Below are 17,988 nucleotides of genomic sequence, written 5' to 3' on the forward strand. Positions count from 1 at the left end.
AGCCGTCTGGCTCGGCTCGACAACGACCGTACACGTCTCCCGTCGGTAACGATCTTTAACGGACACCAAAGTTGAAAGCACCGTGCGACGGGCGCGGACCGATCCGATTTCCCCCACCTTCCGATCAGTCGCGTCCCACGGTCGCCCCTACCCCTTCCGCCCCGCCTGCCCCCGCAACCACGCGGCGAACGCGACTACTGGCTCGACCGCGATACTCTCCGGCTCGACATCGAGCCAATAACCGAACGGCCCGATCGGCTGCACCGGCGACAGCCGCACCAGGCTGCCCTCGCCGATCTCCTCCTCGATCATGTTCAGGTCGACCACCGCGAGCCCCGCACCCTTGCGCGCCGCGCGGATCGCCTGTTCGAGCGTGGAAAACTCGATGCCGTCGCCGATCCGCGCCACCGGCACGCCCGCTTGCTCGCACCAGTCGGCCCACAGCGTCAGACGCTTGCCTTCGTGCAGCACATGCAGCGACGGCAGCCGGCCGAGCAGCACGTCGAGCGCGTCACCGCGATAGCGCGGCGCGCCGACGAGCGCATGCCGCTCCATCATCAGAAGCTCCGACTGCATCCCGGCGCGCGCCGCGCGCCCGAAGCGGATGTGGCAATGGCAGTCGTCGGCCGGCTCGGTGCGGATCGACAGCTCGACGTCGGGCAGCGTCTCCGCGAGCGTGCCGAGCCGCGGCGAAAACCACTGCGTCGCGAACGTCGGCGGCAGCGACACCGTCAGCCGCCGCTTCGCACCCGGCCGCGTGGCGGCGATTTCGTCGACGCCGCGCTCGATCGTGTCGAACGCCTGCCCGATGAACGGCAGCAACCGCTGGCCGGCATCGGTCAGGCGCACGCCCTTGTGATCGCGCTCGAACAGCCGCGTGCCCAGCGCTTCCTCGAGCAGCCGGATCTGCCGGCTCACCGCCCCCTGCGTCACGCACAGCGAAACCGCCGCACGGTTGAAGCTCAGGTGACGCGCGGTCTCCTCGAAAAATCGCAGCGCGATCAACGATGGCAGGCGTCGCATGATGTGTGTCCCTTTCGTTCGAATCGTTCGTATCGTTCGTATCGTTCGTATCGTTCGTATCGTTCGTATCGTTCGTATCGTTCGTATCGTTCGTATCGTTCGTATCGTTCGTATCGTTCGTGCCGTTCGTGCCGTTCGTGCCGTTGCCGGCCGGCGCCGCCGTCCATTCAGCGCGCAGCCTTGTCGCAACGCCGCGCCAACCGCCGCGCCATAAAGCTGCCCGGAGGCCCGCGCCCTCCGTCGCATCCATTCATCGTCCCCGCGCCCGCGCCGCCCGCCTACAATAAGCATCCCGCACCAAACACGACACCGCCCCGTGAGACGCAAGATGCCGGCGCTGAATGCGCTGAAAGCCTTCGAGATGGCCGGCCGCACCGGCAGCTTCACACGCGCGGCCGAACTGCTCAACGTGACGCAGAGCGCGGTGAGCCGCCAGGTTCGCCAGCTCGAGGGCCAGCTCGGTGAAACCCTGCTCGAGCGCCGCCATCACCAGCTCGAACTGACGGCGGCCGGCCGCGTGCTGCTGCGCGCGCTGCAGCAATCGTTCGACAAGATCGAGCTGACCGTACGCAGCCTGCAGGAAAAAACCCACCTGAACCGCCTGCGCGCGAACGTGCCGCCCACCTTCGCCGCGCGCTGGCTGATGCCGCGGCTCGGCCGGCTGCGCGACGCGCATCCCGAATTCGAGCTGAGCCTCACGACCCGCATACACGACAGTCTCGGCGAATCGCGCGTACTCGACTGCGCGATCCGGTTCGGCGACGGCGAATGGGACGGCTTCGACAACGCACTGCTGATGCAGGAGCAGCATATCGCCGTCTGCGCGCCCGCGCTGTATGCGCGGCTGCGACAGGACGGCGCGCCGATCGACCTGAACCGCTTCACGCTGCTGCACGTGCTCGCCACCGACGACCAGCGCTACCTGACCTGGCAGCACTGGCTGAAGGCGGCCGGCATCGCCGACGTCGACACGCGCGGCGGCTACGAATTCGACCTGCTCGACCACGCGATCCGCGCGGCGATCGACGGCCTCGGGATCACGATCGCCGATCGCCACATGGTCGCGCGCGAACTGGCGACCGGGCAACTGATGCAGGTGCTCAACGTGCACGTCGACGGCCACCAGTCGTACTGGTTCGTCACGCGGCCCGAGCAGACGAACCTGCCGCACATCGTCCAGTTCCGCGACTGGCTGCAGCAGGAAGTGTGGCTCGCGAAGCGCCATCTCGAACCGTCGTCGCCGCTTCCGCAAGTGCCGCTGGCCTAGCGCACGATCCGTCCCCCCAGGCATAGCCGACCGCCCCGTCCGCGCCGAAGCCCCAAGCGCGGCCGACACCATAACGCCTCCCGCCCCCGCGCGCCTTCGGACCAGTCGGCAACCGCGGCCCTGCCACCGCCCGTCCCGCTCCCGGCCCGCGCCACGACAGCCTTGCCGGACGCACGATTCCGGCCGATCGGCCGACTAACGTGCGTTTTTCTCATGTTCGGCGCGAAAATAAGTCGTTTGTCGTGCGCTAAACGCATGAAGAGAATGACCTCTGTCCCGTACCGCGCGTGTCGCCACCCGAAGCGATCCGCCCGCATTCATCGGAGGAGTCACTTCATGCGCACCGAACGCAACTACGTGAACGGCCGTTTCGTCGCCCCGGAAAGCGACGCGTTCATCGTCGTCCACAATCCCGCCACCGAAGCGCCGTTCGCGCGCGTGCCGGCCGCGACGCCGGCCGACGCACTCGCCGCCGTCGACGCCGCGGCCGCCGCGCAGAAGACGTGGCGCAAGCTGCCGAGCGCCGAACGCGCTGCGTACCTGCACCGTTTCGCCGATGCGCTGACCGCACGTGCGCCCGAGATCGGCGCGGCGCTCGCGCAGGAATCCGGCAAGAGCGTCGAGGACGCGTCGAACGAAGCCGTCTACGCGGGCCAGATCACGCGCTACCACGCGGAGTGGGCACGCCGGATCGAAGGCGAGATCATCCCGAGCGACACGCCCGACGAGAACCTGTTCCTGCAGCGCGAGCCGATCGGCGTCGTCGCGTGCCTGATCCCGTTCAACTATCCCGTCTACACGCTGCTGCGCAAGGTCGCGCCCGCGCTGATCGCCGGCAATACCGTGGTCGTGCGGCCGAGCAACCACACGCCGGTCTCCGCGTTCGAGATCGCGAAGGCGGCCGACGATGCGGGCTTCCCGCCGGGCGTCGTCAACATCCTGACGATGGACCACGCGACGGCCGAAGCGCTGTGCACGCACCCGGCAGTCGGGATGATCACGCTAACCGGCAGCGTGAACGCGGGCCGCAAGGTGCTCGACTACTGCAAGGCGAACATCGCGAAGCCGTCGCTCGAACTTGGCGGCAAGACGCCCGCGATCATCGAGCCGGACGCCGATCTCGAACGCGCGGCCGCGGCGCTCGTCGCGTCGAAGACGACCCATTGCGGCCAGCTCTGCACGGCGATCGAGCGCGTGTACGTGCACGACAGCGTGCACGACCGTTTCGTCGCGCTGCTGAAGGAGAAGATGGCGGCCGTGCGCATCGGCAACCGTGAGGAAGACGCCGCGCGGATGGGCCCGCTCGTGAGCGCATCGGCGCGCGCACACATCCACGGAATGGTCGAACGCGCGATCGCGGCAGGCGCGACGCTCGAAACCGGCGGCACGATCCCCGACGGCCCCGGCTTCTTCTACCCGGCCACGCTGCTCACCGGCGTACGGCAGGACATGGAGATCGTGCAGGAGGAAACCTTCGGCCCGATCATGCCCGTGCTGCGCTACACGACGATCGACGAAGCGATCGCGCAGGCGAACGACCACCAGTTCGGCCTGTCGTCGGTGCTCTACACCGAGCATTACCGCACCGCGATGACCGTCGCCAACGCAATCGAAGCCGGCGAGCTGTACGTGAACCGCACGCCGGCCGATCCGTACCAGGGCTTCCACGCCGGCTGGAAGCGCTCGGGCCTCGGCGGCGACGACGGCAAGCACGGGATGCTCGAATTCACGCAGACGCGCCTCGTCGTCATGAAGTACTGACACCGGCGCGCGCCCCACGACACCACGCCGCGCGCGCCGCCCCTGACCCGACCAGAACATAAAAAACCTGCAGGCCTCCGCTTCAAGGACGCCTGATGGAGGAAGACATCATGCCGACCCAACCGTCGACGCCCGCGGCGTCGCTCGCGTTGCACGACGACGCTCACGCGTCGCAGCATTCCCGTGCGCAACGCTACCTGCAACTGCTGCTGCTCGTGATTGCCGCGGGCGCGATCTACCCGATGCTGTATCTGCGGCAGGTGTACCAGCCGACGATGCTGCAGTTCTTCCATATCGACGACGTGCAGCTCGGCTACCTGTATTCGTCGCTCGGCACGATCTTCCTCGTCAGCTACCTGCCGAGCGGCTGGCTTGCCGACCGCCTGTCGCCGCGCTGGCTGATCTGCTTCTCGCTGCTCGCGACGGGTGCGCTCGGGCTCGTCTACGCGACCGGGCCGTCGTTCGACACGCTCGTGCTGATCTTCGGCTGCTGGGGGCTGTCCACCGGCCTCACGTTCTGGGCCGCCGTGATCAAGCGCGTGAACATGATCGCGGGCCCCGACGAACAGGGCCGCTTCTTCGGCCTGCTCGACGGCGGCCGCGGGCTCATCGAGGCGCTGCTCGCGACGATCGCGATCACCCTGTTCGCCTACGTGACGCAGGCGCGCGGCGGTACCGATGCGGCCGGCTTCAGGCTCGTCGTGCATCTGTACGCGTTCTTCTGCATCGCGCTCGGCGTGCTGCTCGCTTTGGTGAAGGATCCGGCGAGCACGGGCGAACGCAAGGCCGTGACGGAACGCCGAAAAGGCAACGTGCTGACCGACCTGAAGACGCTCGCGGCGATCCCCGAGCTGTGGCTCGTCGCCGCGATCGTGTTCTGCGGCTACCAGGTGTTCTGGGCGACCTACAGCTTCTCGGCCTACCTGCACGAAGGCAATTTCGGGCTCAGCGCGACGGCGGCCGGCTTCATCACGACGCTCAAGCTGTGGATGCGCCCCGTCGGCGGTATCGGCGGCGGCTTCCTCGGCGACCGCGTCTCGAAGGTGTCGGTGCTGTTCTGGGCACTGGTGCTCGCCGCGCTGTCGCTCGTCGGGCTGATCGCAGCGCCCGCGCACAGCCCGCAGGCGATGCTCGTCGTGCTCGTGCTGTTCATCGGCATCCTCACCTACGCGATCCGTGGCCTGTACTGGTCGCTGCTCGACGACTGCAAGGTGCCGACGCATTGCGCGGGCCTCGCGATCGGCCTGATCTCGGTGCTCGGCTATTCGCCCGACGTGTTCGTGCCGCTGATCAACGGCTACGTGACGCAGACCTACCCGGGCGCGCATGGCTACCAGCTCTATTTCGGCTATATCGCGGCCATCGCGCTCTGCGGCGCGGGCGCCGCCGCGTTCCTCAAATACCGCCTCAACCGCATTCACCGCATCCAGGAGTCCGCATGAAGATCGTTTCGCTCGAAACCCATATCGTCGCCGTGCCGCCGCCGCATATCGGCGGGATGTACTGGATCTTCGTGAAACTGAAAACCGACGACGGCATCGAAGGTGTCGGCGAGATCTATTCGGCGACGTTCGGCCCGAAGGCAATGGCCCCGATCATCGACGACGTGTTCGAACGCCACCTGCTGGACCGCGACCCGCACCACGTCGAGCGGTTGTTCCGCCAGGCCTATTCGAGCGGCTTCACGCAGCGGCCGGATCTCACGATGATGGGCGTCGTCAGCGGCCTTGAGATGGCGTGCTGGGACATCATCGGCAAGGCCGCCGGCAAGCCCGTGTACGAACTGCTCGGCGGGAAGATCCACGAGCGGCTGCGCGCGTACACGTACCTGTACCCGAAGAACGCGAACGGCGAATACGACTACGACGATCCCGACCTCGCGGCGGAATGCGCGGCCGAGAACGTGAAGCTCGGCTTCACGGCCGTCAAGTTCGACCCGGCCGGCCCGTACACGGCCTACTCCGGCCACCAGCTGTCGCTGGAAGTGCTCGACCGCTGCGAGTTGTTCTGCCGCCGCGTGCGCGAGGCGGTCGGCAGCAAGGCTGACCTGCTGTTCGGCACGCACGGGCAGATGGTGCCGTCGTCCGCGATCCGGCTCGCGAAGCGGCTCGAGAAGTACGACCCGCTGTGGTTCGAGGAGCCGGTTCCCCCCGGCCAGGAAGACGCGATCGCACAAGTCGCGAAGCACACGTCGATTCCGATCGCGACCGGCGAGCGCCTGACCACCAAGTACGAATTCCACAAGCTGCTGCAGGCGGGCGGCGCATCGATCCTGCAGTTGAACGTCGCGCGCGTGGGCGGCCTGCTCGAAGCGAAGAAGATCGCGACGCTCGCCGAAGTGCACTACGCGCAGATCGCACCGCACCTGTACAACGGGCCGGTGGGCGCGGCCGCGAGCATCCAGCTCGCGACCTGCACGCCGAACTTCCTGATCCAGGAAAGCATCATGACGTGGGGCGGTTTCCACGCCGAAGTCGTGAAGACGCCGATCCGCTGGGAAGACGGCTACATCATCCCGTCGAACGAGCCGGGCCTCGGTATCGAACTCGACATGGACGTCGTGAGGCGACACACGCCCTACACCGGCGAACGGCTGCACCTGCAGATGGGTGAACACCCCGTCGACGTGAAGGATCTCGCCCCCGCGAAGGGCTGAGCGCAAAGGACAGACATGAGCTACGACTACATCATCGTCGGCGCGGGTTCGGCCGGCTGCATCCTCGCGAACCGCCTGAGCGAATCGGGACGGCACTCGGTGCTGCTGCTCGAAGCGGGCGAACGCGACGCGTCGTTCTGGTTCAAGGTGCCGGTCGGCTTCACGAAGACCTACTACAACCGCCGCTACAACTGGATGTACTACAGCGAGCCCGAGGCGCAGCTCGCCGATCGCAAGCTGTACTGCCCGCGCGGCAAGGTGGTCGGCGGGTCGGGCTCGATCAACGCGATGGTCTACGTGCGCGGCCAGCGCAGCGACTACGACGACTGGGCGAACGCCGGCAATCCGGGCTGGGCGTACGACGACGTGCTGCCGTACTTCCGCAAGCTCGAAACCCACGCGGCCGGTGCGACCGATCCGCAGCATCACGGTGCGACGGGGCCGATCCACATCACGTCGATGAAGGCCGACGTGCATCCGATCGTCCACGCGTTCCTGAAGGGTTGCGCGCAACTGAACCTGCCGCGCACCGACGACTTCAACGGCGCGCAGTTCGAAGGCGCGGGCATCTACGACCTGAACACGAAGAACGGCGAACGCTGCTCCAGCAGCTTCGCGTACCTGCGTCCCGCACTGGGCCGTTCGAATCTCACGCTGCGCTCGGGCGTGCTCGTGCGGCGCGTGACGTTCGACGGCACGCGCGCGACCGGTGTGGTCGTCGCGGGCGAGCAAGGCGACGAAACGCTCGTCGCAGCACGCGAGGTGATCCTCGCGGCCGGCGCGGTCGATACGCCGAAGCTGCTGCAACTGTCGGGCGTCGGCGATCCGGCGCTGCTCGCGCGCCGGCGCGTGCCGCTCGTGCATGCGCTGCCGGCCGTCGGCCGCAACCTGCAGGACCACCTGTGCGTGAGCTTCTATTTCAAGGCGAACCGGCCGACGCTAAACGACGAGATGGGCACCCTGCTCGGCAAGATGAAGATCGGGCTGCGCTACCTGCTGACGAAGCGTGGCCCGCTCGCGATGAGCGTGAACCAGGCAGGCGGCTTCTTCCGCGGCACGGCCGATGCGCAGGAGCCGAACCTCCAGCTCTACTTCAACCCGCTGTCGTACCGGATTCCGAAGAGCGACCGCGCGAGCATCAAGCCCGAGCCTTACTCGGGCTTCCTGATCGCGTTCAACCCGTGCCGGCCGACGAGCCGCGGCATGATCGAGATCGCGTCCAACCGCGCGGAAGATGCCGCGAAGATCCACGTCAACGCGCTCACCACGCAGAAGGATCTCGACGAGGCCGTGCAGGGCAGCAAGGTGATTCGTGCACTGATGCGCGCACCGGCGCTGAAGTCGATGACCGTCGAGGAAATCTCGCCAGGGCCGCAGGTCGATTCCGACGACGCGATGCTGCAGTATTTCCGCGAGCAGTCGGGTTCGATCTACCACCTGTGCGGCTCGTGCGCGATGGGACCGGACGCGGCGACCTCGGTGGTCGATGCGTCGCTGCGCGTGCACGGGTTGCAGGCGCTGCGGATCGTCGATGCGTCGGTGTTTCCGAACATCACGTCGGGCAACATCAACGCGCCGACGATGATGGTCGCGGAGAAAGGCGCGGATCTGATTCTGGCGGATGCGAGGCACGGCGAAGCGTCTGCCGTGCGGGTAAGCGAACGGGAAACGGTCCCGCATTGAGGCGGCTGCGTTCCCGCCGCTGCGGGCCGGCGCGCACGATGCGCTTGCATGCCGGCCCGCCGATCGGCGTCACGACGCAACTCAACGCAACGCAACGCAACGTCAACGCCACGACTACGCCCAATACGACAAGACGATCAACGGATCGCCGCCGTCCTTCGTCGCGCGCCAATTGATGAACGCGCTGCACGCGACGAGTGCGGCGAATATCTCCGGATTGCGATCCTTCAACGCTTCCGCGTCGTCGATCCGCAGCGACACGATGCCGTGCTCGTAGCAATAGTCGCTCATGCAATCGTTCCATGCGTCCATGTTCCGGCCGTAGTAACCCGGAAATCCGAATTCGCTCGCGAAGTAGTCGTGAAACTTCTTCCAGTCGCAAAGCGTTGCTCCGTCCACACTGAATCGATTCATCGAGCCCCCTCACTCCCTTGAGAATCGTTGCGACCATTCGGCGTACGACACGAAAGGCCCGTTCACCCGCAGCGGAATCGGATGCGCCTGCCGCACGGATCTCGTCGATCCCCAATGCATCGACGCGCGCCGCGCCTCATCCGTCGATGCACCCTCAATCCCCTGCCCCGCTCCGCCCCTCCACCTCGTCGAACACCCGCACGATGTGGTCGATCATCGCGCTCATCCGCGCGGTATGCCGCAAATCCTTGTGCGTCACCATCCAGACTTCGTAAGGACGCGCCGACGTACGTGCCGGCCACACGCGCACCAGCGCGTCGCGCTCCGCGATCGGCACCGGGAGTTCGGCGAGCCCGAGCCCGGCGCGCGCCGCCGCGCGCAACATCAGATTCGAATTCAGCCCCGACACGATCCGCCCCGCGCGCACCGGCTCGCCGACCACCGTGAGCGGGCTGCGCGCATTCAGGTGCGGCAGGAAGCACACGAGGTCATGCCCTTCGAAGCCGGTGCCGGGCACCGGCTCGCCATGCCGCTCCAGGTATTCCTCCGACGCGTACAACCCCGTCGGCCACGCGGCCAGCCGGCGCGTGAGCAGATCGGGATTGTCGGGCTTGATCGTGCGGATCGCGATGTCCGCCTCGCGCTTGGCCAGGTTCTCCACCTGCGTCGACGTGTTGAGCAGCACGCGCACGTCCGGATGCTCGTCGTGCAGGTCGCGCATCGCGCGCACCACGAATTCGAGCCCGATCGTATCGGTCGTCGTCACGCGCACGTCGCCCGCCAGGCGCCGGTCGACGCCCTGGGTCTGCCGCACCAGGTCGATCACCGACTGCTCCATCTTCTCCACGTTGCGCAGCGCGACCTCGCCCACCGCGGTCGGCACATACCCGGCCGACGTGCGCAGGAACAGCGTCGCGCCGAGCGCGCGCTCGAGTGCCGCGAGCCGCCTGCCGACCGTCGCCTGGTCGAGCCCGACCGCCCGCGCGGCGCCGCGCAGGCTGCGTTCCCGGTGGATGGCGAGAAAGATCCGTGCGTCGTCCCAGTTCAAGCGGCTTCTCCGGTGTGATGCAAATCTGCATCGGTGGTTGTGAAAATCGCTGCGCGAATTCATCAATGCCCAAGCCTATACTTTTTTCACCGACCACTCACCTGTCTTTTGGAGGCAAACATGTCCGATACGCTTTCCCCCGTTCCCGCCGACATGGCGGCAGTCGAAATCACCCGGCCCGGCGGCCCCGAAGTCCTCGCGACCGCACGTCGCCCGGTGCCGCGCCCGAAGGCCGACGAAGTGCTGATCCGGGTTCACGCCGCCGGCGTAAACGGCCCGGACGTGCTGCAACGCAAGGGGCTCTACAACCCGCCGCCCGGCGCATCCGACATCCTGGGCCTGGAAATCGCGGGCGAAGTCGTCGCGACCGGCGAAGCCGTGCACGGCTTCGCGCCGGGTGACCGGGTCAGCGCGCTGGTGACGGGCGGCGGCTATGCGGAATACGCGGTCGCCCATCACCTCACGACGATGAAGCTGCCGCCCGGCCTCGACATGATCGAAGCCGCGGCGATGCCGGAAACGTTCCTGACGGTCTGGCTGAACCTGATCCAGCGCGGGCGGCTGCAGGCGGGCGAATCGGTGCTGATTCACGGCGGCGCGTCGGGCATCGGCACCACCGCGACGATGATCGCGAAGGCGATGGGCGCATCGACCGTCATCACGACGGTCGGCTCGGACGCGCATCGCGCCGCGAGCCTGCGGCTCGGCGCGGATCACGCGGTGCACTACCGGGAAGAAGATTTCGTCGCCGAAGTCGACAGGATCACCGCCGGCAAAGGCGTGGACGTGATCCTCGACATCATCGCGGGCGACTACGTCGCGCGCAATTACCGGGCGGCGGCGATGAACGGGCGGATTCTGCAGGTCAGCGCGCTCAACGGGCCGGCGAAGGAACTCGACGTGTGGCCGATGATGACCAAGCGCCTCACGCACATCGGTTCGACGCTGCGCTCGCGCACGCCGGAGGAGAAGGGCGCGCTCATCGCCGAACTCGAACGGCACCTGTGGCCGCACGTCGCGGCGGGCACGGTCAGGCCGCAAGTGTTCCGCACCTTCCCGCTCGACGACGCACGCGGCGCGCACGTGCTGATCGACTCCGGCGTGCACGTCGGCAAGATCGTACTGACGACGTCCGCGCACCGCGCGCAGTGAGCGCGGTACGCGGCCTGGGCGGCGTGACGCGCGTCAGTTCACGCTCGTGCGCTTCTCGACGAACCGACGCACGTAATCGTCCGCCGGGCGCGACAGGATGTCGTCCGGCGTGCCGACCTGCACAAGCGTGCCGTCACGCAGGATCGCGATCCGGTCGCCGATGCGCAACGCTTCGTCGAGATCGTGCGTGATGAACACGATCGTCTTCGACAGCGTCGCCTGCAGTTCGAGCAGTTGATCCTGCATCTCGGTGCGGATCAGCGGATCGAGCGCGGAGAACGCCTCGTCCATCAGCAGCACGTCGGTATCGGCCGCCAGCGCGCGCGCCAGCCCGACACGCTGCCGCATCCCGCCCGACAGCTCGTCCGGGTAATGATCGCCGTAACCGTCGAGCCCGACCTTCGTCAGCCAGTTGCGCGCGGCATCAAGCGCGTCGTGCCGTTTCTCGCCGCGCGTGCGCAACGCATACGCGGCGTTGTCGAGCACGGTCTGGTGCGGCAGCAGCCCGAAGTTCTGGAACACCATGCTGACCTTGAAACGGCGCAGCTCGCGCAGCCCGTGCGCGTCGAGCTTGATCACGTCGCTGCCGTCGATCACGATCTCGCCGGCCGTCGGCTCGATCAGCCGGTTGAAGTGCCGCACGAGCGTCGATTTCCCGGAACCCGACAGCCCCATGATCACGAAGATCTCGCCCGACTCGATGCCGAGGCTCACGTCGTTGAGCCCGACGTTGCAGCCCGTTTCGGCCAGCACGTCGGCCTTGCGCTTGCCCGAGCGCAGCAGGTCGAGCACGCGCGCATGCGCGGCCTGCGGCCCGAACAGCTTGTACACGTGTTTGACGTCGATGGTCGTCATGTCTGCCTCCGTTCCTATGCGCGCGACGATTGCGTCGCCTGATTCGAATCGACGCCCGCCGACTGCGCCTTGCGCGGCAGCCGGTACGGCACGCGCGATGCGCCCTTCTGCCGGCGCTGCTGCGCGAGCCTGCGGCGCGCGCGCCGCTCCTGTCCGAAGCCCTGGCTGATCCGGTCGATCACGATCGCGAGGATCACGATCGCGAGGCCGGCCTGCGTGCCCTTGCCGACATCGAGCGTCTGGATGCCCGCGAGCACGTCCTCGCCGAGCCCGCGCGAGCCGATCATCGACGCGATCACGACCATCGACAGCGCCATCATCGTCGTCTGGTTGATGCCGGCCATGATGCTCGGCCGCGCAAGCGGCAACTGCACGTTGACGAGCAATTGCCAGCGCGTCGTGCCGAACGCACGCGCGGCTTCCGTCACGTCCGGATCGACCTGGCGGATGCCGAGATCGGTCAGGCGGATCAGCGGCGGCAGCGCGTAGATGATCGTCGCGAGAATCGCGGGCACCTTGCCGAGACCGAACAGCATCAGCACCGGGATCAGGTACACGAAGCTCGGCAGCGTCTGCATCACGTCGAGCACGGGCAGCAGCATCCGGCGCAGCCACGCGCTGCGCGAAGCGAGGATGCCGACCGGCACGCCGATCGCGACCGACAGCACCGTCGCGACGAGCATCAGCGCGAGCGTCTGCATCAGCTTGTCCCACAGGCCGAAGCAGCCGATCGCGTAGAGCAGCAGCATGAAGAGCGCGCCGAGGCCGATACGGCGCGTCGCGTTCCACGCGATTGCGCCGACGACCAGCAGCACGAGCCACGGCGGCGCCACGCGCAGCGCGCCTTCGAGCGGCACGAGCAGGTAGCGCAACACGAGCACGCTGAAGTGATGGAAGCTGTCGCCGTATTGCGCGACGAACGTCTCGAGCGCGCTGTTCACCCAGTCGGCGATCGACAGGTGCAGAAAGAAGCCGTTCATGTTGATTCTCCGTCGCGCCGCGAAGGCGCGTGACGGCGGCGGCGAGCCCGAGCCCGAGCCCGCCGCCGCGCGCAGGTTACGCGCCCTTCAGGCTGCCGGCGATCTTCTGCGCGACGTCGGCCGGCACCCACTGCTTCCACATGTCCTGGCGGGTCTTCAGGAACTGCGTGGCCATCGCCGCGCCGTCGATCTTCTTCGTCGTCATCTCGAGGATCGTCTGGTTCAGGAAGTCCATCGGGAAACGCACCTTGCCGAATACGCCGACGAGATCGGGGTTCGCATCGGCGAACGGCTTCGACACGCCGACCGTCAGCCGCGACACCATGTACGACGACGCGCACTGGTGCGTGCTGCTCTCGTCGCGCAACGTCTTCCAGCATGCTTCGTTATAGGCCGGCATCTTCAGCGCGGTGAACTTGTATTTCGCCATCAGCGCAGCCGGGCCCCAGTAATAGAACACGATCGGCGCGCCGCGCTGGTACGCGGACGCGATCGCCGCGTCGAGGGCCGCGCCGGTGCCCGGATGGAAGTTCGTGTACGACTGATCGAGCTTCAGCACCTTCAGCAGGCGCGTGTTCACGCGCTCGCAGTCCCAGCCCGTCGGGCAGTTCAGGAAACGGCCCTTGTCCGGTTCCTCCTCGTCGGCGAACACCTGCTTGAACTTCGGCAGATCGTCGACCGACACGAGCCCGGGCGCGACCGGCTTGATGTTGCGCGCCGGATCGCCCTTCAACACGTAGTCGGGCACGAACCAGCCTTCGGTCGTGCCGCCCGGCAGCGTGTCGCCAATCAGCTTCACTGCGCCCGACGAGACGGCCTTCGCGGTGATCTCGCTGCGGCCCGTCCACTGCTCGGCCCAGATCTGCAGGTCGTTGCGCGCGAGCGCCGTTTCGGTCGCGGCCGTGCTGCCCGGCACGACGTCGGTCTTGCAGCCGTAGCCCTTCTCCATGATCTGCCGCAGCACTTCGGTCGCAAACGACCCGCTCTCCCACGTGATGCCTGCGAAATGGACCGTCTTGCCGTCGGCGCACGCGCCGCCGGCCGCGTGCGCCGCGGGCGCGGAAAGAATCGCCGCGGCGGCGAGAAGGACCGTTTTCAGTCGTCGAATCTGCATGGTGGGTCGTCTCCAAATCGAATCTGTTGTTTGTGCGTCGCGGCATGCGCGGCGACCGGCGAATCGTGCATCCCGCCACGTCCGGTCAGCCTGCATGTTTCCGTCGCCAATTTGTTTAGGGAAACGAGTAATTCCGATCAGTGCAATCGGCTGCGCCAATCGATCGCCGGGCGGCCTGCCAGGCAGGCTGGACGGGCTTCGGCCGGGATTCCGGGAGGCGCAAGCCCCCGCCCGGACCGCGTCGTGGCGCTGGCCCGGCCAGCCTTGAACCACCGCGCCGCGCACACCGTTTCGACTGTCGAAACGAGCTGTCGCGCCCCCATTGGCGAACCCGATCCCATCCATCGAAATTACTCGCTTTCGATTCCTTTTCGGCTTCGGAAGAATGCGCGGAGTCATCGGAGGAGACACGACCCGTCGCAGCCGGTCGCCGCGCCGCCGCGCATCGCGCGTTTCCGGCGCCGCGCGCGCTGCGCCGGAAACGCCCCGGATGACGGGGCGCGCCTCGCCGGACGCGCTCACGACAACCGATACAAGCTGGACATCCCGGAGATCTCTCAATGAAAAAGACCCTGACGGCGCTCGCCGTAACGGCAACCTTCGCAGCCCCCGTGTTCGCCCAAAGCAGCGTCACGCTGTACGGCGTGATCGACGAAGGCCTGAACTACACGAACAACGTCGGCACCGGCCACGTCTACGAGATGGCAAGCGGCTACGCGCAAGGCAGCCGCTGGGGCCTGAAAGGCAGCGAGGATCTCGGCGGCGGCATGAAGGCGATCTTCCAGCTCGAGAACGGCTTCGACGTGAACACCGGCCGGCTCAACCAGGGCGGCCGCATGTTCGGCCGCCAGGCGTACGTCGGCCTGAGCCAGACGCAGTACGGCACGCTGACGTTCGGCCGCCAGTACGATTCCGTGGTCGACTATCTCGCGCCGACCACGGCCAACGGCAACTGGGGCGGCTACCTGCTTGCGCACCCGTTCGACAACGACAACACCGACAACTCGTTCCGCCTCGACAACACGGTGAAGTACGCGAGCCCGAACTTCGGCGGCTTCCAGTTCGGCGGCGCGTACAGCTTCAGCAACAGCACGAACTTCTCGGACAACCGCGCGTACAGCTTCGGCGCGCAATACCAGAACAACGGCCTGCTGATCGGCGCCGCGTACCTGCAGGCGAACCATCCGGGCGACGGCTCGGCCGGCGCGATCACCGCGAACGACGCGAGCTACATCGCCGAGCGCATGCGCGTGTTCGGCGCGGGCATCAACTACACGTTCGGGCCCGCGACGGTCGGTTTCGCGTACACGAACTCGAACTACAAGAACCCGACCGGCAACGGCTACCTCGGCACGCCGGGCGCGATCATCGCACCGGGCACGACGGTCAGCGCGATCAAGTACCAGAACTTCGAGGTGAACGGTTCGTACCAGATCACGCCGGCGTTCATGGTCGGCGCACAGTACGTGCTGTCGCTCGAGAAATACGACGCATCGACCGGCGACGCGAAGCCGAAGATCCACTCGGTCGGGCTGATGGCCGACTACAACCTGTCGAAGCGCACCGACGTGTACGTGCAGGCCGCGTACCAGCACATCGCCGGCGACAAGACGAACTCGATCCTCGACAACGCGTTCATCCCCGGCACCGACGCGCCGTCGTCGACGTCGAACCAGGTGGCCGTGCGGCTCGCGCTGCGCCACAAGTTCTGACGCAACCCGGCTGTCCGTTCTTCACGCGACACCCGCGCCGATCGGCCCGAGGTGTCTTCGCCCGCCCGCAGGCGCCAGTCTGCCGGCGGGCTTTTTCATGCGCGCCGCCACGCGCGACCGGCCATTGCCGCCGGCAACGGGTAACGGGCACGCAATTGCCCCGTCAACCGTGACAGGTCAACGAACGACGATCCGTCGATACACTGTGGGCCTGCGCAACGGCCGCCATCCCCGCCTTCCTCGATGCCGGCCGTCGCCTTCCTTGCGCACGGCCTGCCGCCTTTCGCCCGCGCCGTGCGCCTGCTGCCCATCCCCGAGGAGTGTCACTTGAAGCCCTGGCGCCGCGCGCTGTTCACCTTCGCCGCCGGCCTCCTGGCCGCCGCGTCCTCTCACGCCCATCCGGTCTGCACCGTCGTCGCCGACGCCGCCACCGGCCAGGTGCTCGTGCAACAAGGCGACTGCGCGGCCCGCGTGACGTCCGCATCGACGTTCAAGGTCGCGATCAGCCTGATGGGCTTCGACGCCGGCGTACTGAAGGACGAGCACACGCCCACGCTCGACTTCCACGCCGGCTACCCCGACTGGGGCGGTGCGCCGTGGCGCGAGCCGACCGACCCGGCCCGCTGGATGAAGCTGTCGATCTTCTGGTATTCGGAGCAGGTCGCGCAGGCGCTCGGACAGGCACGCTTCCAGCAGTACACGAGCGCGTTCGGCTACGGCAACGCCGACGTGACCAGCAAGCAGGGCGAACTGAGCGGCGTGATGGGCGCATGGGCCAACTCGTCGCTGCGGATCTCGCCGCTCGAACAGGTTGCGTTCATGCGCAAGATCGTGCGCCGCACGCTACCCGTCAGCGCGCATGCGTACGACATGACCGAGCGCATCACGCTGATCGACGCGCAACCGGGCGGCTGGACCGTGCACGGCAAGACCGGCACCGGCTCGCCGGGCCTCAAGTACGACGGCGCGCACGCGTATGGCTGGTTCGTCGGCTGGGCGACGAAGGGGCCGCGCACGCTGGTGTTCGCGAACCTGATCCAGGACGACAAGCGGCAGACGCCGAATGCCGGCCTGCGCTCGCGCGACACGTTCCTCGCGGCGCTGCCGGCGTTCGCCGAGCCGGGCCAGCCGCAATGAGCACCGGACCGCGCAACGCCCGCATCGACCTGCTGCGCGGCGTGTCGATCCTGCTCGTCCTGCTGCATCACTTCAACATCGCGTACTCGCTGCGCGACACCGCGCTCGCGCGCGTGCTCGGCTGGGACACGCTCCACGCAATCGTGCGCAACGGCAACTACGGCGTGACGATGTTCTTCGCGATCTCGGGCTACCTGATCACGTCGAACGCGCGCCGCCGCTGGGGCAGCCTCGGCGCACTCGACGTACGCGCGTTCTACGTGTCGCGTATCGCACGCATCGTCCCGTGCCTGCTTCTGTTGCTCGCGCTCGTCAACGGCCTCGCGGCGGCCGGCGTGCCGATCTTCACGAACCATGCGCCGCAGGGTGTCGCCGTGTCGTACTGGCTCGTGAATCTCGCGTCGCTCACGTTCTGGATGAACGTGCTGATCGGCACCTACGGATGGGTCAACTACGCGCTCGGCGTGTTGTGGTCGCTGTCGGTCGAGGAGGTGTTCTACCTGTCGTTCCCGCTGCTGTGCATCGCGCTGCGCCGCGACGCGCGGCTGTTCGCGTTCTGGCTGCTGATCGCCGCGATCGGTCCCGTGTACCGCTACACGCATCCAGGCGACGAAGGCGGCTTCCTCTACGCGTACTTTGCGTGCTTCGACGGCATCGCGATCGGCTGCTGCACCGCGCTGCTGGCCGAACGCGCACGCTGGCAGGCGCTCGCGGCAGCGCCGGTGCAATGGATTACGGCAACGTCGATGGTGGTGCTGTATCTCGCATGGCCGATCGCCGAAAGCCATGTGCCCGGCGTCTCCGCGATGGCGCTCGGCACGGCCGTGCTGCTGATCGGCGCGCATGCGGAGCGCGAACGCACGCACGGCCGCATGCTCGCACCGCTGCGCTGGAGCGGCCGGCTCAGTTACGAGCTGTATCTGTTCCACCTGATCGTGCTCGGTGCGCTGCGCACGTTCTGGCCGCCTTCGGCGATGCATGGCGACGGCAAGCTGGCGTTGCTCGTCGCGTATCTGGTGCTGTCGGCCGGATTGAGCGCGATCATCGCGCGCGGCTATGCGACGCCGCTCGACCGCTTGATCAAGCGGGTCGCATTACGGCCTGCGGTGCAAGTGACGGACAGCGCGCGCGTGTAGCTTCCCGCGCACGTCGGCGAGGAAAGAAAAATCGGCCAGGACCCGACCGT

Annotated in this window: 15 protein-coding genes; 9 read left to right on the top strand and 6 right to left on the bottom strand. The window is 67.2% G+C overall.

Annotated features, from left to right (window positions below; genetic code table 11):
• Positions 1–147: 147 nt before the first annotated feature.
• Positions 148–1,023, bottom strand: a complete 876-nt coding sequence (locus ACWMMN_RS30565; protein WP_486423575.1) for a LysR family transcriptional regulator — start codon at positions 1,021–1,023, stop codon at positions 148–150.
• Positions 1,024–1,351: 328 nt separating this feature from the next.
• Between ACWMMN_RS30565 and ACWMMN_RS30570 the strand changes: the two genes are divergently transcribed.
• The 5 genes from ACWMMN_RS30570 (at position 1,352) to ACWMMN_RS30590 (ending at position 8,390) form a co-directional block, all read left to right on the top strand.
• Positions 1,352–2,290 carry a LysR substrate-binding domain-containing protein gene (locus tag ACWMMN_RS30570; protein ID WP_011356424.1) on the top strand — a complete coding sequence of 313 codons (939 nt, stop codon included), beginning with the start codon at positions 1,352–1,354 and terminating at the stop codon, positions 2,288–2,290.
• Positions 2,291–2,626: 336 nt separating this feature from the next.
• A complete protein-coding gene (aldA, locus tag ACWMMN_RS30575; protein WP_486423576.1) occupies positions 2,627–4,051 on the top strand; it encodes an aldehyde dehydrogenase in 1,425 nt (474 codons plus the stop codon).
• Between the two features lie 110 nt (positions 4,052–4,161).
• The gene (locus ACWMMN_RS30580) at positions 4,162–5,493 is read left to right on the top strand and encodes an MFS transporter (RefSeq protein ID WP_340625410.1); all 1,332 of its coding nucleotides are present in this window, start codon (positions 4,162–4,164) and stop codon (positions 5,491–5,493) included.
• Positions 5,490–6,707, top strand: coding sequence for a mandelate racemase/muconate lactonizing enzyme family protein (locus tag ACWMMN_RS30585; protein ID WP_059237823.1), 1,218 nt, complete (start codon positions 5,490–5,492; stop codon positions 6,705–6,707). The genes ACWMMN_RS30580 and ACWMMN_RS30585 overlap by 4 nt, the downstream gene beginning before the upstream one ends.
• A gap of 15 nt (positions 6,708–6,722) precedes the next feature.
• A complete protein-coding gene (locus ACWMMN_RS30590; protein ID WP_059237824.1) occupies positions 6,723–8,390 on the top strand; it encodes a GMC family oxidoreductase in 1,668 nt (555 codons plus the stop codon).
• Between the two features lie 114 nt (positions 8,391–8,504).
• On the opposite strand, the gene ACWMMN_RS30595 is transcribed toward ACWMMN_RS30590, so the two are convergent.
• The gene (locus ACWMMN_RS30595; protein WP_340625411.1) at positions 8,505–8,804 is read right to left on the bottom strand and encodes a barstar family protein; all 300 of its coding nucleotides are present in this window, start codon (positions 8,802–8,804) and stop codon (positions 8,505–8,507) included.
• Between the two features lie 154 nt (positions 8,805–8,958).
• Positions 8,959–9,852 (bottom strand): LysR family transcriptional regulator, encoded by an 894-nt coding sequence (locus tag ACWMMN_RS30600; RefSeq protein WP_486423577.1) that lies wholly within the window; start codon positions 9,850–9,852, stop codon positions 8,959–8,961.
• Between the two features lie 120 nt (positions 9,853–9,972).
• On the opposite strand from ACWMMN_RS30600, the gene ACWMMN_RS30605 reads away from it, so the two are divergent.
• On the top strand, positions 9,973–11,004 hold the full coding sequence (locus ACWMMN_RS30605) for an NAD(P)H-quinone oxidoreductase (RefSeq protein WP_486423578.1): 1,032 nt from the start codon (positions 9,973–9,975) through the stop codon (positions 11,002–11,004).
• A gap of 33 nt (positions 11,005–11,037) precedes the next feature.
• Here ACWMMN_RS30605 and ACWMMN_RS30610 read toward each other — a convergent pair whose 3' ends face one another.
• The 3 genes from ACWMMN_RS30610 to ACWMMN_RS30620 all read right to left on the bottom strand — a co-directional run bounded on the left by ACWMMN_RS30610 (position 11,038) and on the right by ACWMMN_RS30620 (position 13,953).
• Positions 11,038–11,859, bottom strand: coding sequence for a quaternary amine ABC transporter ATP-binding protein (locus ACWMMN_RS30610; protein WP_059237828.1), 822 nt, complete (start codon positions 11,857–11,859; stop codon positions 11,038–11,040).
• Positions 11,860–11,873: 14 nt separating this feature from the next.
• Positions 11,874–12,839 (bottom strand): ABC transporter permease, encoded by a 966-nt coding sequence (locus ACWMMN_RS30615; protein WP_486423579.1) that lies wholly within the window; start codon positions 12,837–12,839, stop codon positions 11,874–11,876.
• 76 nt (positions 12,840–12,915) lie between these two features.
• Positions 12,916–13,953 (bottom strand): ABC transporter substrate-binding protein, encoded by a 1,038-nt coding sequence (locus ACWMMN_RS30620; RefSeq protein ID WP_059237830.1) that lies wholly within the window; start codon positions 13,951–13,953, stop codon positions 12,916–12,918.
• 560 nt (positions 13,954–14,513) lie between these two features.
• Here ACWMMN_RS30620 and ACWMMN_RS30625 point away from each other — a divergent pair.
• From ACWMMN_RS30625 to ACWMMN_RS30635, 3 genes are all read left to right on the top strand, one after another.
• The gene (locus tag ACWMMN_RS30625) at positions 14,514–15,665 is read left to right on the top strand and encodes a porin (RefSeq protein ID WP_256086873.1); all 1,152 of its coding nucleotides are present in this window, start codon (positions 14,514–14,516) and stop codon (positions 15,663–15,665) included.
• Positions 15,666–15,992: 327 nt separating this feature from the next.
• Positions 15,993–16,802: an OXA-1043 family class D beta-lactamase gene (gene blaOXA / locus ACWMMN_RS30630; RefSeq protein ID WP_059240839.1), complete on the top strand. Its 810-nt coding sequence runs from the start codon at positions 15,993–15,995 to the stop codon at positions 16,800–16,802.
• A complete protein-coding gene (locus tag ACWMMN_RS30635; protein ID WP_174992654.1) occupies positions 16,799–17,938 on the top strand; it encodes an acyltransferase family protein in 1,140 nt (379 codons plus the stop codon). Before blaOXA ends, ACWMMN_RS30635 begins: the two co-directional genes overlap by 4 nt.
• Positions 17,939–17,988: the final 50 nt, after the last annotated feature.

The sequence above is a fragment of the Burkholderia cepacia complex sp. TUM26381 genome (assembly GCF_057439935.1).

Excerpts from the sequence above, each read along its gene's own strand:
- aldA (WP_486423576.1), top strand. The coding sequence starts at position 2,627 with ATGCGCACCGAACGCAACTACGTGAACGGCCGTTTCGTCGCCCCGGAA.
- ACWMMN_RS30610 (WP_059237828.1), bottom strand. The coding sequence starts at position 11,859 with ATGACGACCATCGACGTCAAACACGTGTACAAGCTGTTCGGGCCGCAG.
- ACWMMN_RS30635 (WP_174992654.1), top strand. The coding sequence starts at position 16,799 with ATGAGCACCGGACCGCGCAACGCCCGCATCGACCTGCTGCGCGGCGTG.
- ACWMMN_RS30590 (WP_059237824.1), top strand. The coding sequence starts at position 6,723 with ATGAGCTACGACTACATCATCGTCGGCGCGGGTTCGGCCGGCTGCATC.
- ACWMMN_RS30580 (WP_340625410.1), top strand. The coding sequence starts at position 4,162 with ATGCCGACCCAACCGTCGACGCCCGCGGCGTCGCTCGCGTTGCACGAC.
- ACWMMN_RS30605 (WP_486423578.1), top strand. The coding sequence starts at position 9,973 with ATGTCCGATACGCTTTCCCCCGTTCCCGCCGACATGGCGGCAGTCGAA.
- ACWMMN_RS30625 (WP_256086873.1), top strand. The coding sequence starts at position 14,514 with ATGAAAAAGACCCTGACGGCGCTCGCCGTAACGGCAACCTTCGCAGCC.
- ACWMMN_RS30620 (WP_059237830.1), bottom strand. The coding sequence starts at position 13,953 with ATGCAGATTCGACGACTGAAAACGGTCCTTCTCGCCGCCGCGGCGATT.
- ACWMMN_RS30595 (WP_340625411.1), bottom strand. The coding sequence starts at position 8,804 with ATGAATCGATTCAGTGTGGACGGAGCAACGCTTTGCGACTGGAAGAAG.
- ACWMMN_RS30615 (WP_486423579.1), bottom strand. The coding sequence starts at position 12,839 with ATGAACGGCTTCTTTCTGCACCTGTCGATCGCCGACTGGGTGAACAGC.
- ACWMMN_RS30585 (WP_059237823.1), top strand. The coding sequence starts at position 5,490 with ATGAAGATCGTTTCGCTCGAAACCCATATCGTCGCCGTGCCGCCGCCG.
- ACWMMN_RS30570 (WP_011356424.1), top strand. The coding sequence starts at position 1,352 with ATGCCGGCGCTGAATGCGCTGAAAGCCTTCGAGATGGCCGGCCGCACC.
- ACWMMN_RS30565 (WP_486423575.1), bottom strand. The coding sequence starts at position 1,023 with ATGCGACGCCTGCCATCGTTGATCGCGCTGCGATTTTTCGAGGAGACC.